Source organism: Thioalkalivibrio versutus, from assembly GCF_001020955.1.
GTDB lineage: Bacteria > Pseudomonadota > Gammaproteobacteria > Ectothiorhodospirales > Ectothiorhodospiraceae > Thioalkalivibrio > Thioalkalivibrio versutus.
In genome coordinates this window covers 1,905,180-1,918,223 of the sequence record NZ_CP011367.1, presented here as the reverse complement: position 1 = coordinate 1,918,223, position 13,044 = coordinate 1,905,180, and the positions used below count along the sequence as shown (strand labels likewise).

The 13,044-nt window shown below is 67.4% G+C and carries 11 protein-coding genes and 2 pseudogenes; 3 read left to right on the top strand and 10 right to left on the bottom strand.

Going from position 1 to position 13,044, the window contains the following annotated elements:
- Window positions 1-78: 78 nt before the first annotated feature.
- The 8 genes and pseudogenes from TVD_RS08940 to TVD_RS08905 all read right to left on the bottom strand — a co-directional run bounded on the left by TVD_RS08940 (window position 79) and on the right by TVD_RS08905 (window position 9,341).
- On the bottom strand, window positions 79-2,559 hold the full coding sequence (locus TVD_RS08940) for a sensor domain-containing protein (RefSeq protein ID WP_047251396.1): 2,481 nt from the start codon (window positions 2,557-2,559) through the stop codon (window positions 79-81).
- A gap of 171 nt (window positions 2,560-2,730) precedes the next feature.
- Window positions 2,731-3,114: a hypothetical protein gene (locus TVD_RS08935; RefSeq protein WP_019627996.1), complete on the bottom strand. Its 384-nt coding sequence runs from the start codon at window positions 3,112-3,114 to the stop codon at window positions 2,731-2,733.
- A gap of 206 nt (window positions 3,115-3,320) precedes the next feature.
- Window positions 3,321-3,935: pseudogene (locus TVD_RS08930) on the bottom strand (diguanylate cyclase); the annotation flags it as partial.
- 270 nt (window positions 3,936-4,205) lie between these two features.
- Window positions 4,206-4,616 (bottom strand): annotated as a pseudogene (locus TVD_RS08925) (PAS domain-containing protein); the annotation flags it as partial.
- A 55-nt stretch (window positions 4,617-4,671) separates the two neighbouring features.
- Window positions 4,672-5,451, bottom strand: a complete 780-nt coding sequence (locus tag TVD_RS08920) for a hypothetical protein (RefSeq protein ID WP_047251395.1) — start codon at window positions 5,449-5,451, stop codon at window positions 4,672-4,674.
- A gap of 7 nt (window positions 5,452-5,458) precedes the next feature.
- The gene (locus tag TVD_RS08915; protein ID WP_047251394.1) at window positions 5,459-7,015 is read right to left on the bottom strand and encodes an EAL domain-containing protein; all 1,557 of its coding nucleotides are present in this window, start codon (window positions 7,013-7,015) and stop codon (window positions 5,459-5,461) included.
- 357 nt (window positions 7,016-7,372) lie between these two features.
- A complete protein-coding gene (locus TVD_RS08910) occupies window positions 7,373-8,329 on the bottom strand; it encodes a pentapeptide repeat-containing protein (RefSeq protein ID WP_047251393.1) in 957 nt (318 codons plus the stop codon).
- An 85-nt stretch (window positions 8,330-8,414) separates the two neighbouring features.
- Window positions 8,415-9,341 (bottom strand): patatin-like phospholipase family protein, encoded by a 927-nt coding sequence (locus TVD_RS08905; RefSeq protein ID WP_047251392.1) that lies wholly within the window; start codon window positions 9,339-9,341, stop codon window positions 8,415-8,417.
- 83 nt (window positions 9,342-9,424) lie between these two features.
- On the opposite strand from TVD_RS08905, the gene TVD_RS08900 reads away from it, so the two are divergent.
- From TVD_RS08900 to trxC, 3 genes are all read left to right on the top strand, one after another.
- On the top strand, window positions 9,425-10,066 hold the full coding sequence (locus tag TVD_RS08900; protein WP_240472258.1) for a hypothetical protein: 642 nt from the start codon (window positions 9,425-9,427) through the stop codon (window positions 10,064-10,066).
- 38 nt (window positions 10,067-10,104) lie between these two features.
- The gene (locus TVD_RS08895; protein ID WP_047251390.1) at window positions 10,105-10,980 is read left to right on the top strand and encodes a cupin-like domain-containing protein; all 876 of its coding nucleotides are present in this window, start codon (window positions 10,105-10,107) and stop codon (window positions 10,978-10,980) included.
- Window positions 10,981-11,056: 76 nt separating this feature from the next.
- Window positions 11,057-11,491: a thioredoxin TrxC gene (trxC, locus tag TVD_RS08890; RefSeq protein WP_026287936.1), complete on the top strand. Its 435-nt coding sequence runs from the start codon at window positions 11,057-11,059 to the stop codon at window positions 11,489-11,491.
- Between the two features lie 58 nt (window positions 11,492-11,549).
- On the opposite strand, the gene TVD_RS08885 is transcribed toward trxC, so the two are convergent.
- Both TVD_RS08885 and TVD_RS08880 read right to left on the bottom strand, forming a co-directional pair.
- Window positions 11,550-11,906, bottom strand: coding sequence for a hypothetical protein (locus tag TVD_RS08885; RefSeq protein WP_047251389.1), 357 nt, complete (start codon window positions 11,904-11,906; stop codon window positions 11,550-11,552).
- 52 nt (window positions 11,907-11,958) lie between these two features.
- A complete protein-coding gene (locus tag TVD_RS08880; RefSeq protein ID WP_047251388.1) occupies window positions 11,959-12,951 on the bottom strand; it encodes an MDR family oxidoreductase in 993 nt (330 codons plus the stop codon).
- Between the last annotated feature and the right edge of the window lie 93 nt (window positions 12,952-13,044).

Here is a 13,044-nt window from a genome sequence, read left to right as displayed (position 1 = left end):
ACTCGAGCGCGAGCGTGTACATTAATCAGTGTTTCCCGAGGGTGTTCCGACCGTGCGGGCCGCGTGGGCCGGGCTGATTCAGGCGCTGCGGCCAGGCTGCGTGGCGGCGGACGAAGCGGGCTCGGCGAGCATCCGTTGGCAGTCGGCGGCTGGCTGCGGGCGGGCAAACAGGAAGCCCTGCAGGGTCTGGCAACCGGCCTCCTGCAGGAAGGCTTGCTGCGCCTCGGTTTCCACGCCCTCGGCGACGGATTCGAGGCCCAGGTTATCCGCGAGGCTGAGGATGGTGCGCACGATGGCGCCCGCGCTCGACTCGGTCTCCAGGTCCGCGGTGAAGCAGCGATCGATCTTCAGCACATCCAGCGGAAAACGGCGCAGATAGGCCAGCGATGAATACCCGGTGCCGAAGTCGTCCAGGGCCACGCGCACCCCGCGCTCGCGAAACTGCCCCAAGGTGCGGATGACCTGGTCGGTATCGGCCATCAGCATGCTCTCGGTGACCTCCAGCTCCAGGGCGTCCGCACTCAGCTGGGTGTGTTCCAATACCCGGTCGATGCTGTGCGCCATCTGGCGATCCCGAAACTGGGGGGCGGCCAGATTGACGGACACGCGGACCGGTGGCAGCCCGGCCTGATGCCAGTCCCGACACTGACGGCAGGCCTCGGTCAGTATCCACTGGCCCAGTTCGACGATCAGCCCGGTCTCTTCGAGGATCGGGATGAAGGCGCCCGGCGAATGCACCGTGCCGGCGCCATCCTCCCAGCGCAGCAGGGCCTCGACGCCTACGATCCGGCCATCGCCGGCCGCCACCCGCGGCTGGTAATGGAGAAAGAAACCTTCCTGGTGATCGACCGCGCGCCGCAGTTGGCCCTCCAGCGAGACGCGTGTCCGCACGTCGTTGTTGAGCTCGCCGGAACAGAACTGGATGGCATTGCCCTCGGTGCGCTTGGCCTGGTGCATCGCGGATTCGGCGCGGCGCATCAGGTCGGACGCATCCTGGGTGTCGTGGGGATACACGGCGACCCCGACGGAACCGGGCACATAGAGCTCGTGCTCGCCAGCCTTGATGATCTGGCGCAGCGGCTCCAGCAGGCGGGTGACGGCGCCGGCGACCGAGCCGGGAGACTCCACCGGGAGCAGGGCGCCGAACTCGTCGCCGCCCAGGCGTGCCAGTACGCCACCGACCGGCAGACGGTTTTCCAGGCGCCGGGCCACATGTTGCAGGACCTCGTCGCCGGTGGCCTGGCCCATGCCTTCGTTGACGCTCTTGAAGCGATCCAGGCCGATGTGGGCCAGCACCAGCGGACGCCCCAGGCGCTCGGCATCGGCGACGGCCTGGTCGGCGCGTTCGGCAAAGCGGGTGCGGTTGGGCAGGCCGGTGAGGGCGTCGTGGTAGGTGATGAAATGGAGGTGGCGCTCCGCCTCGCGCCGTTCGGTGATGTCGTGCACCACGCCGGCCATGCGTTGGGGCCGACCCTGGGCATCGAAGTCCACGCTCCCGCGCTGGTAGACGATGCGGACGGAGCCATCGGGGCGGACGATGCGGTGCTCGATGTCGTATTCCGGTCCTCCGGGGGTGAGGGCGTCGTCGACCGCGCGCTGCACGCGCTCGCGGTCGTCCGGGTGCACGGCCTGCATGAACGCCTCGTGGGTCGCACCCCATTGGTCGTATTCGAGGCCGAAGATGCGGAACACCTCGCTGGACCAGCGGATGCCCCCGGCGTCGAAGTCCGAGATCCAGTTGCCCAGATGGGCGATCTGCTGCGCCTCCTGCAGTTCCGCCTCGCGCCGTTCCAGCGCCTCGCGCGCCGCGCGACGCTCGGTGATGTCCTGGAACGAGACCACGGCGCCGGTAACACGGTTGCGGGCATCGAACAGCGGGGCGGCGTTGATCAGTACCGGGAACCCGTGTCCCGCGCGGCTCCAGAAATACTCCTCGCAGGCCTGCAACGGCTCGCCGGTGTGCAAGACCCGGTAGACCGGGCATTCCGTGGCGGGGAAGGCTTGGCCGTCGGGCCGGCTGTGGTGCGACAGTTCGTGCGAATTGTGGCTCAGGGCCTCGTGTTCGCTGGCGAACCCGAGCAGTTCGCAGGCCGCGGGGTTGAGAAAGGTGTAGTTGCCATCGGCGTCGATGCCGAAGACGCCCTCGGCCAGGCTCCCCAGCAGGTTCTCGCGCAGGAGTTCGCCCTGCTTGCGGTCCGTGACGTCGATTCCGAGGGTCTGAAAATGGGTGATCTCGCCGGCCTCGTTGAAAAAGGCGCGGCTGGTCCAGCGGATCCAGCGGTCGGCCCCGTCGCCGCGGCGCACCGGGTTCTCGATGGTGCGCACGGGCGCGTCGGGGGTATAGCGCAGCAGGTCGGCGCGGTTCTCGGGCTGCCGCTCTTCGGGGAGGTCATGGATCCAGCGGTGCCCGAGCAGGCTGCCGGCGGGCGCCGCGAAGTATTCGTGGGCCGCCCGGTTGGCATAGAAGATGGTGGTGTCGGGTCGATAACAGATGATGATGAAGGGGTGGTTTTCCACCAGGTCCTCGTACTGGACCATCACCCCGGACGAATCGCTCATGTATTTCCCCTGTCGGACGCGTCCTGCTGGCTCCTTCCATCCGAACGCGTTGTCCCGAGTTTGTCAGGGGAATTCTGAAGGCGCAAACCGTATTCAAGAGGTAGATTTCAGGGGCGGTCAAGCGGCGTCAACGCGGCGCCGTTCAGTGGGGCGCCGGTACGGGCGGAGATGTCAGCGCGGGCGTTCGCCGGAATCGAGTTCATCCAGCGGGTCGTGGGCGTCCTCGCGCTGGCGGACGCGTTGTTCGTGTGTCCGGGGGTCGGTAAGGGAGGGATCCGCCTGCACGTTTCGCACGACCAGGAAGGTCCATACCGTCGCAAACACCCACAGGAACAGACCGATTGCCAGCGGGAAGCCGCCGTAGCCGGAGATGCCGGCCAGGCCGGTCAGCAGGGCATAGGCGATCGACACAAGGGCGGCCGCCCAGGCAATGGCGATCGGCGCGGCGCAGCTGTGGGCGGCGGCGCCGTAGCGGTACGCCGCCACCGGTGGCAACACGATGCCGAGAAAACGGTAGAGCGCAGGTTCCCGCGCGGGTTGATGCAGGCTGGTCATGTCGATCCCTCTCTCCGGGGTGCCGCTTTCCCCGGAGTCTGGTCCGAATCCGGGATGTTTTCCACGTGGCCCGGCGACCGCTGCGCGAGGACTGGACGTGGACCACGGCCCTGGCGCTCGGCCCGGCCGCGGATGGACTGCGTTCCGGTCCCTGCACGGGCGCGGTCCGGTTGCTATCCGTTCAGATCACCGGCGATGGGGATGGTTCAGGGCCTGGGTTTGGCGGTGTCGGCCGCGGCAATGGCGACCCGGTCGCGCCCGCCGCGCTTGGCCTGGTACAGGGCGCGGTCCGCGGCCTCGACCACCTGCGTGGCGTGGCGGGTCTCGTTGGGGGTGAGGCAGCCGACCCCGGCGCTGGCGGTCAGTGTGGGGGCCACGCGGGAACTCGCGTGCGGGATCGCCTCCTCGCGGATGCGCTGCAGGCAGCGCTCGGCCAGCGCGTGGGCCGCGTCGATATCGGTGTCCGGCAGGATCAGTACGAACTCCTCCCCGCCCAGGCGTGCCAGCAGGTCCTGTTCGCGGCCGACGACGCCGGCGAGGCAGGTGGCGATCCGCTGCAGGCAGCCGTCGCCGGCCGGGTGGCCGTAGCGGTCGTTGTATTCCTTGAAGTGGTCGATATCGAGCATGATGGCGGAGAGCGGGCGCTGGTCGCGCCGGGCGTGGGCCCACTCGCGTTCGAGTACGAGGTCGAACTGCCGACGGTTGGCGATGCCGGTGAGCGAATCGCGGTAGGACAGGGCCTCCAGTTCGGACTTCAGGCGCAGTAGTTCTTCTTCCTGTTGCTTGCGCTCGCTGATGTCGAACATGAAACCGAGGAGGGCAACACTGACCAATGTACACGCTCGCGCTCGAGTCGCTTTTGCGTGCGAACAAGGCGCGGTGACTGCCGTGCAGTCATTCTGCACAAGGGAACCGCAACGCTGTGCGCGCGCAAAAGCGGCCGAGCCCCTTCGGGGTTGGCACCCCAGGTTCCCCGATCCTGCGTTGCGCCGCTTACAGGTAGAACCACTACCTGTTGCACGACGCGCCTGGTCTCGGAAAACCTGGGGTGCCAACGCGAGCGTGTACATTGGTCAGTGTTGCCCTTGGGCCTCGACTTCGCCGTCCCTGCGCACCACGTGGACCACATCGCGGATCCAGATGTAGTGCCCGTCCCGTGTCAGGGCGCGGTAGTCCGCCTCGTGGTCGACCCCGGACTGCGACTGGGTGACGCAGAAGTTGACGACCGATTCGCGATCGTCCGGGTGCATGCGCTCCACCCAGTCGTCGATGCTGACCCAGCTCTCCGGCGTCCAGCCCAGCAACGCCTCGATCTGCGGGCCGATGTAGGTGAAGCGCATGGTGGCCCAGTCGATCCTCCACGGGATGGCGCGGGTGGATTCCAGCAGCGTGCGATAGACGGTGCTGTCCGGTTCCATCTCGGGGTGCGTGGTGGGCGATTCGATGCCCGGTCCCGGGGCCGTCCCTGTGTTCTCCGGCTGGTCGGCTGCGGTCGCGTTCATGGCGAATCAAGTCCTTCTTTGGGGCGCAGGCGGTATTGCGTGGTGGTTGGATTGATCAGCTGGCGGCGAGGGGCTGGATCAGCAGCTCGATCTGCGGGGAGAACGCCTCGCTGCCGAGGTTCCCGGCCGGAGTGGTGGTGCCGAAGACGCGCAGGACCAGGCGTTCGGGGGCGACCCCGGCGTTCTCCAGGCGGCGGCCCGCCGCCATCGCATCGTCCTCCGTGCCCTCCGACGAGGTGTCGGATGCGTCCATGCCGTGTCCATGCGCGATGACGGTCACCAGGCTGGCACCAAACTCGTCAAGCAGCCGGCCGATGGTATCCAGGGCGCGGGCCTGGTCGGCACCTTCCGGCAGGGTCACGCGGATACCCGAATCCTGATGATCGATCGCGCTGGGTTGTCCGGACAACTCCTGGCGCAGGCGGGCCCCTAGGACGTCCATGTAGTAGCCCAGGCGGCCGGGGTCCAGGGTTTCGTGACCCTGTTCCCTCAGGAAGACGCGTCGTTCGCTTTCGGCACTGGACGAGCGGGCGATGTGCAGGCCCAGCGACGGTTCGGTGGGTTCCGTCGAGCGGGTTTCCGTCTCCGTCTCGGTATCCGTATCCGTACCTGCGGCCGTGTCCGTGTCCGTATCCGTTTCGGGCTGGCTATCGGTGCCTGCGGGTGGCGCCGTATCGGTTTCCGGCGCGGCGGGTTCGGAGGCGGGGCGGTCGCCAGTGGGAGCCGGTGCATCCTGCTCCACCGGCAACAGGGCACAGCCCGAGGCCATCGCGGACAGTAACAGGGGGAGCGCCAGGATTCGGCCCGAGCGACGGGTGTTCGAAGATTGGAACATGGTCTCCTCAGTGTTGGCGGCACCAGTCGAGGAAGGCCTCGGCGGACAAGGGCCGACTGAAGTGGTAGCCCTGTCCGCCTTCCACGCCCTGCGCGCGCAACCATTCCACCTGGTGGGCCGATTCGATGCCCTCGGCGACGATCTGCAGATTGAGCGAGCGGGCCATCTCGATGATGTGGCCGATGACATTGCTGGTCACCGCTTCGTGGGCGATGGCATCGGCAAAGGTCTTGTCGATTTTTAGTGTATCGAGTTCGAAACGTTCCAGGTAGGAAAGGCTCGAATATCCTGTGCCAAAGTCGTCGATGGCGATGTGGTGGCCGCGCCGGCGCAGTTCCCGCAGGCGGGCGCGGATGGCGTCTTCGTTGAGCAGGGAGCGTTCGGTCAGCTCCAGCTTGATCGCGGAGGGTGCGACACCTGCCTCGCGCAGGGCCTTGCGCAGCGCATCCCCGAAGCGGTCGGAGGCTAGGTCGTGGCCGGTAATGTTGAGGTTGATGGCCTGCTCGGGATGCGCCCGCAGGTTGTCGCCCAGATCGCGGAGGATCGCGCGCAGGATGGCCAGGGTCAGATCGGTGGCCTGCCCGGTGTCCTCGGCGAGCGGCACAAAGACATCCGGGCGGATGGTCTCGTCGCCCTCGCGATGCCAGCGGGCCAGGGCCTCGGCACCCCGGCAACGGCCGTCCGCGAGGTCGACGATGGGCTGGTACTCGACACTCAGGCGCTCGTTGGCAATGGCCTCGCGCAGCTCGCTGGCCAGGCTCAGGTGGCGGCGCAGGTAATGCAGGACCAGGAGTAGCCAGAGGGTCACCAAGAGCAGCCCGAAGATGCCCGCCACGATCAGGGTGGAAAGGTAGCGATCCCAGAAGGCCGCCAGCGGCTGCGCGGCAATGATGTCGACCGGGAAGATCGTGTCCAGCGAGAAGCGGCTGACGATGCGCCCCTGGGCGCGGTCGACGCTCAGGCCAATGGGGGTGGTGTCGGGTGATGGCAGGTCGGCGTCAGCGGGATAGCGGCTCATGGGAAGGCCTTCGACCCACAGGCCGACCCGCTGCTTGTCCAGCAGGCCCGGACTGATCAACAGGCGTGGGTCGATCGCGACATCATGCTGGCCGAAGCGCATCAGGAACAGCTCCACACCGCCCACGGCGGTGTCCGCGCTCGGCCACCAGGCGACCACGCCGGTGTCGTAGATGCGGCTGGCACGCGGTGGCGTGAGGGCCTCGCCCTGGACAAACCCCGCACCGCACTGGCGTTCGGCCGCGCGCCAGTACCCGATGGCACGCACATGAGGCCGTGCGATGGCCGCGTCCTGAAGGCGTTCCAGGTGCTCCGGGGAGCAGGGTTCCAGGTCCAGCTGGTTGAGGCTGTCCAGCAGTTCGCGGGCGTCTACCAGCGCGGCTTCGGTCTGTTCGCCCAGGCGCTGGGAGAGTTCGGCCAGGCGTTTCTCCTCGGCGACCACGGATTCCTGCCACAGGAACCAGCCCAGGGCGGCGAGCGGCAGCAGGATGCCGAGCAGGGTCGCGGCGGAGACCGAGAGCAGGACCTTGTCGCGTCGGGTGATCATATTCACCAGGGGCTGGAATCGAACGGATCGAGAGTAGCACGGGGCGGACCTCAGGCCGGTACCCGTAATGTCAGGGAGATTCGGCACCGTCTATGGTCAGAATGAGGAGTCCGTGTCGGGAGGTGTTGCCATGAACCAGGGTCGGGAAGAGGGCGGAGATGGGGGCACGACGATGTCGCACGAAACATCCGGAACGCGAATGCCGCAGGCCGTGCGCAGCCGGATCAGCATGCATGACGGTGTAACCGATTGGTGCGACTGCTGTTCCTGCGAGGCCGAGCCGTACTGGGCGGAGGTGGCGGAGGAGCTGGGAATTGATTCGGATCCGGGCGTGGCACGTGGAGGGCGCGCCGCGGGTCAGTCGCAGCTCCCGACTGAGTCACGGGCGCAGATGCGGCCGTCGGTCCAGATGCTGCGGCTTAGGTAAGCAGCGTCCAGCCGGGCACCGGAGAGTTCGGCGCCGGTCAGGTTGGCGTGGGCGAGATTGGCGTTCTCGAGGTTGGCGTCGACCAGGCGAGCCTGGATCAGGTCTGCGCCGGTCAGGTTGGCGCCAGCCAGATTCGCGCCCTCCAGTCCGGCCAGGGCGAGGTCCGCGAAACGCAGATCCGCGTCGGTCAGCCGTGCACCATGCAGGCGCGCGCCGGCCAGGCGGGTGCTGTGGAGTGACGCGCCCGTCAGGTCGGCACCGCGCAGGTCGGCGCCGGCCTTGTCACAGTAGTTCCAGTTGACCCCGGGCCCCGCGGCCTGTTCGCAGTCGGGCCCGGAGTCACGCTCGAAGGCAATCCCGAAGGCGAGCAGCAGGCCGATGGCCAGGGTGACTGCAAGGCCACCCGCGATCCAGGGCCGCGGCCCGCGGACCCACTCACTCCAGGGCGGCGCCGGCCGTTCCAGGATCTCGGCCCATTGTTGGCGATGGGAGATCGTCGCGGGCGATTCGGGACAACGGCGGTCCCCCTTGCGGCGTTCGCGGATCTCGGCGGGCGGGTTGTCGTCGCGCCGTTCCCGCCGGCGTTCGTCCTCGCGCAGGCGGGCCTGGTTCAGGCGTTCGCGGCCCTCCGGGGTGTGGGCGTTCTGCAACTCTTCGGGGATCAGGTGAGGGCGCTGGTCGATGCGCCACCAGGTCTCGCGGTCGAGGCTGACCTGGTCATCCGGGCGCAGCCGGCCGAGGATCAGGAAGCGCCCGATCGAGCGCTGAGGGTAGGGCCCGCAGACCTGATCATCGCGTCGGGTAAACCACAGCTCATGGCGTCCGTCGCCGGTTCCCGGGGGCGGATCTTTTGCGTCTGGCCGGGGATCGGGGTTATCGCTGGTCACGGTTCTTGCTGGCTTCCCTTGGCACCGCGTCCGTTACGGTGGATGCCGCGAGTATAGGGCATGGAACAGGGCTTCTGGGCACGGATTACCGGCTGGGGGCCGGGGGCTGGATGCCCCAGGTATCGAGCTGGTCGCGGAGTTCCCCGGCGGCGGGCTCCGCCTTCTCCAGGATCTCGTCGATCCGGTTGAAGTGCAGCAAACGGATGCCACCGGTATCCGGTACCAGGTAGAGATCCGGCGGGTCGAGGCGGGTCATGTGGCGGATGATGGAGCCCTGCATGATGCTGAAGCTCTTGAACAGCAGGTCGGTGATGCCGATGTCCTCGGTGGCGTTCGGCGAGCCATTGCCGGACACGTCCACGGCGATCACGTAGTCGTATTCGCCCTGCAGCAGATCATAGGGCAGTGGATTGGAGGCCCCGCCGTCGATCAGGGTCTGGCCGTCGTCGTGCCGGACCGGTTCGAACAGGCCGGGCACTGCCATGCTTGCCTCGATCGCCAGGAACAGGTCGCCCTGGTCGATCACCACGCTCTCGCCGGTGCGAAAGTCGGTGGCGACCACGGCGAAGGGGATGCGCAGGTCGTCGAAGTCGCGCGCCTCGGTGTGCTCGGCGAGGAAACGCAGGAACTCGCCCGAATCGAACAGGGCATTGCGGCCCAGTCGCAGGGGGACCAGGTCCAGCAGCTTGATCTCGGAGCGCGCCAGCCCGGTCAGGGCATCAAGCTCGGATCCGGAAAAGTCGTCGAACAGGTCGAAGATCTCGTCGGCATCGAGCCCCGCGGCGTACAGGCCGCCGATCACGGCGCCGATGCTGGTGCCGGTGATGCGGTCGGGCAGGACCCCCCGGTCGTCGAACACCTGCAGCATGGCGATATGCGCCAGCCCCCCGGCCCCGCCCGAGCCCAGCGCCAGGCCAATGGTGGGGGTGGGCGGTTCAGCGGTGTCCGCAGCCAGTGCGACCGGGGCGGTGGCCAGGAACAGGGCGAGGAAAAGGAACGACAGCCGTCTCATGGGGCGATGCGTTTCCGGGGCGTGTGGGTGTCATGCTGCTACCCTGAGCCCGAATGCACGGACGGGCAAGAAGAGGGTCGCGCATGCGGGTCACAACAGGGAGTGGCGAGAGGGTCCCGCGTGGCTTCAAGTGGAGCTATCTCGCCTTCGTTCTGGTGCTGGTTTCGGTGTATGCCGTGGTCCATGGCTGGTTCAATTTCCTCTGGTTTTCCAACGTGGCGTTACTGGGCGGGCTGCTGGCGGCCTGGCTGGAGAGTCGCCGGATCGCGAGCATGATGCTGGTGGCCGTCGTGCTTCTGGAGCTGGGCTGGGTGCTGGATTTCCTGCTGAGCATGGCGGTCTGGGGCTGGGCCCCGCTGGGGGTTGTGCACTACATGTTCAACCCCGAGATCCCGCTGTTCGTGCGCCTGCTGTCGCTTTACCACCTGCCGCTTCCGTTCGTGCTGATCTGGATGGTCTGGCGTCTCGGGTATGACCCCCGTGCCTGGCGTTACATGGTGGGGCTGGGCTGGGTCATCCTGTTGCTGACCTTCGCGCTCGCGGATGCCGACAACAACGTGAACTGGGTGCTGGGTCCGGGTGGGCAGGTGCAGGAGTGGATGCACCCTGTGGCATGGCTGGCGGTGGTCATGGCGGTATGTTCCGGGGTGTGGTGGCTCACGCATCTGCTGTCTGCCTGGCTGTTGCCGCAGCGCAGCATCGCGCGCTGCGGGCGGGCTTGGTAGGCTGACGGGCTTCCCCGAGCGAGGAAACGGGAGCGGAAATGATCGAGACTACGCCGGTAGAGCGGGTCGGGCTTGTCGAACCGGACACGTTCCTGCGGCAGTACAAGGCGGTCGCGCAACCGGTGATCCTGGAGGAGCTGACCCGAGAGTGGCCGGCACGGGAGCGCTGGACACCCGACTATTTTCGCGAGGTCGCCGGGGATGCCGTGGTGCCGCTGTACGACAGCCGGCCCGCGCGCGACAACGAGCATCAGCACGCCGCGTCCCTGCACATGCCGCTGGCGGAGTATCTGGACCTTCTGGAAGGGGGCGAGCGCGATCTGCGCCTGTTCTTCTTCAACCTGTTTGCCGCCCGGCCGACGCTGGCGCGCGACTTCGAGTTTCCCGACATCGGTTTGCGACTGTTCCGCAAGCTGCCCGTGCTGTTCATGGGCGGCAAGGACGCGCGCGTGCAGATGCACTTCGACATCGACCGCCCGGATATCCTGTTGTGCCACTTTGGCGGGCCGAAACGCGTACTGCTGGTCGCTCCCGAGTACACGCCGTACATGTATCACGTGCCTTTCTCGTTCAGTGCACTGGCCGCGGTGGACTTCGAGGATCCCGACTACCAGCGCCATCCGGCTCTGCGGCATGTGCGGGGGCACCTGGCCGAATTGCACCACGGGGATGTGCTCTATATCCCGCCGGGGTTCTGGCACTACGTGCTGTATGACGACATCGGCTTTTCCATGGCACTGCGGGCGTTTCCGCGTGACCTGCCGAATGTCGCGCGGATGCTGAGCAACCTGCTGGTGACGCGGACCATCGAGGGCACCATGCGCAAACTGGTCGGGCAATCCTGGAACGACCGCAACGAACGTCGCGCGGTGGAACGCACCGAACACTTTCTCGCCCGGCATCCCGCGGCCTGATGGATCCAGGCACGCGCTCGCGGAGTAAGATCCGGGGGCTGGCCTTTTCTTCTTCTGCCTGGAACGAGGTGCTGCCGTGAGTGAAGCCCTGCACGTGGTCTGTCCGCATTGTGACGCGGTGAATCGAATCCCTGCGACACGGCTGGGTGCCGGCCCGAAGTGTGGCCAGTGTCATCGGTCGTTGTTCGGTCAGGATCCGCTGGAACTGACCGCCACGAACTTCCTCCGCCACCTCGAGCGCAACGATATCCCGCTGTTGGTGGACTTCTGGGCGCCGTGGTGCGGCCCCTGCAAGATGATGGCCCCGCAGTTCCGCCAGGCCGCGGCGGACCTCGAGCCGACCGTGCGGCTGGCGAAGGTGAATACCGAGGCGGAGCCGGCGCTGGGCCGGCGGTTTGCGATCCGCAGTATCCCGACCCTGGCGCTGTTCCGCGGCGGACGCGAAGTGGCGCGCCAGGCGGGCGCGATGGGGGCGGCGGATATCGTGCGCTGGACCCAGAGCCAGGTTTAGCCGGGCAAAGGTGGCTTCGTCGCGGTCGTCAGCATCGTAGGATGCCGACGGTAATCAATCAGCGGTTGCCCAGTTCGCGCCAGGCCTCGTGGCCGCAGCTCATGCAGTGGTATTGCGCCTCGAAATGCCCTGGCTGGTTCGCACGTTCCCGGATCGTACCGTCCTGGAAGGTGAAGCTGCGCAGGGTGCAGCGCGGGCATTTTTCGACCGGGTCGCGGGGCGCACGTGGCTCGCTGGCCGCAGGCGTGTCGGTGCCTTCGGTCCTGTCGGCGGCGTCCTCGATTGCCTGATTGAGCTCCCGGGTCAACTCGGCCGTGACCCGGTGGGCGGCCTCTGTGGTGTCCTCGCGGGCCATGGCCTCCAGCTCGGCCAGACGGTCACGGATGTGCTTTAGACGGGTTTCGAGTTCGGTCACGGGCGCCTCCAGGGTGGTATGCCCAGCATAGTCGGTTCGCGTTCGACGGGGGTTAATCCAGCCGGACTACTGTACGGCCGCGGATCTGGCCCTTCAGGATCGATTCGCCGCAGTCCGGCAGGTCTTCCAGGCCGATCTCGCTGGTGATGGCGTCGAGATCGGCCCCGGGGAGCAGCGCCGCCAGGCGCTCCCAGGTGCCCCGCCGCCGCTCGGCGGGGCACAGGACCGAGTCGATCCCCAGCAGGTTGATGCCGCGCAGCAGGAACGGCAGGACCGTGGTCTGGAGCTGCGCGCCGCCGGCCAGGCCACAGGCGGCCACCGAACGTCCGTACGCCATCCCGGCGAGTACATGGGCCAGCATGTCGCCGCCGACCGTGTCCACACAGCCGGCCCAGCGTTCGCCCAGCAGCGGCTTGGCCGGCGTGTCGGCCAGCGCCTCGCGATCCAAGATGGTGCTGGCGCCCAGTTGGTGCAGGTAGTTGGCGTTCTCCGGGCGTCCGGTCACGGCGGTGACCGTGTAGCCCAGGCGTGCCAGGAGCCGCACGGCGATGCTGCCCACGCCGCCGGAGGCACCGGTGACCAGAACCTCGCCGGTGCTCGGTTGCAATCCGTGGTCTTCCAGGGCCTGCACCGCTAGCATGGCGGTAAAGCCGGCGGTGCCCGCGGCCATCGCCTGGCGCGCGCTGTAGCCGGGCGGCTGAGCGATCAGCCAGTCGCCGCGGACGCGCGCGCGCTGGGCGTAACCGCCCCAGTGGGCCTCGCCGACACGATAGCCGGTCAGCACGACGGGATCGCCCGGGCGGTAGCGCGGGTCCGCCGATTCGAGCACGGTCCCGGCCAGGTCGATGCCCGGCACGTGGGGATAATCCCGCACCAGGTTGCCCCGCCCCTGCAGGATCATGCCGTCCTTGTAGTTGAGCCCCGAATAGTGAACCTGGAGCAGGACCTCGCCCGCGGGCAGGTCGTCGAGGGTGAGTGTCCGGATCGTGGCCACCGGGCCGTCGGGCTGCGGTTCAAGGAGCAGGGCCTTGAAGGATTCGGTCATGCGAATGAGCGTCTCGTCAGGGAATGCAACGGCAGCCTAACAAACGGCCGTCTTTTCTGGCGCGAAGCGCGGGGAATGTTGCTAACCTCATTG

Coding starts and splice junctions, on each gene's coding strand:
- TVD_RS08940 (WP_047251396.1), bottom strand. CDS start 2,559: ATGAGCGATTCGTCCGGGGTGATGGTCCAGTACGAGGACCTGGTGGAA.
- TVD_RS08935 (WP_019627996.1), bottom strand. CDS start 3,114: ATGACCAGCCTGCATCAACCCGCGCGGGAACCTGCGCTCTACCGTTTT.
- TVD_RS08920 (WP_047251395.1), bottom strand. CDS start 5,451: ATGTTCCAATCTTCGAACACCCGTCGCTCGGGCCGAATCCTGGCGCTC.
- TVD_RS08915 (WP_047251394.1), bottom strand. CDS start 7,015: ATGATCACCCGACGCGACAAGGTCCTGCTCTCGGTCTCCGCCGCGACC.
- TVD_RS08905 (WP_047251392.1), bottom strand. CDS start 9,341: ATGAGACGGCTGTCGTTCCTTTTCCTCGCCCTGTTCCTGGCCACCGCC.
- TVD_RS08900 (WP_240472258.1), top strand. CDS start 9,425: ATGCGGGTCACAACAGGGAGTGGCGAGAGGGTCCCGCGTGGCTTCAAG.
- TVD_RS08895 (WP_047251390.1), top strand. CDS start 10,105: ATGATCGAGACTACGCCGGTAGAGCGGGTCGGGCTTGTCGAACCGGAC.
- TVD_RS08880 (WP_047251388.1), bottom strand. CDS start 12,951: ATGACCGAATCCTTCAAGGCCCTGCTCCTTGAACCGCAGCCCGACGGC.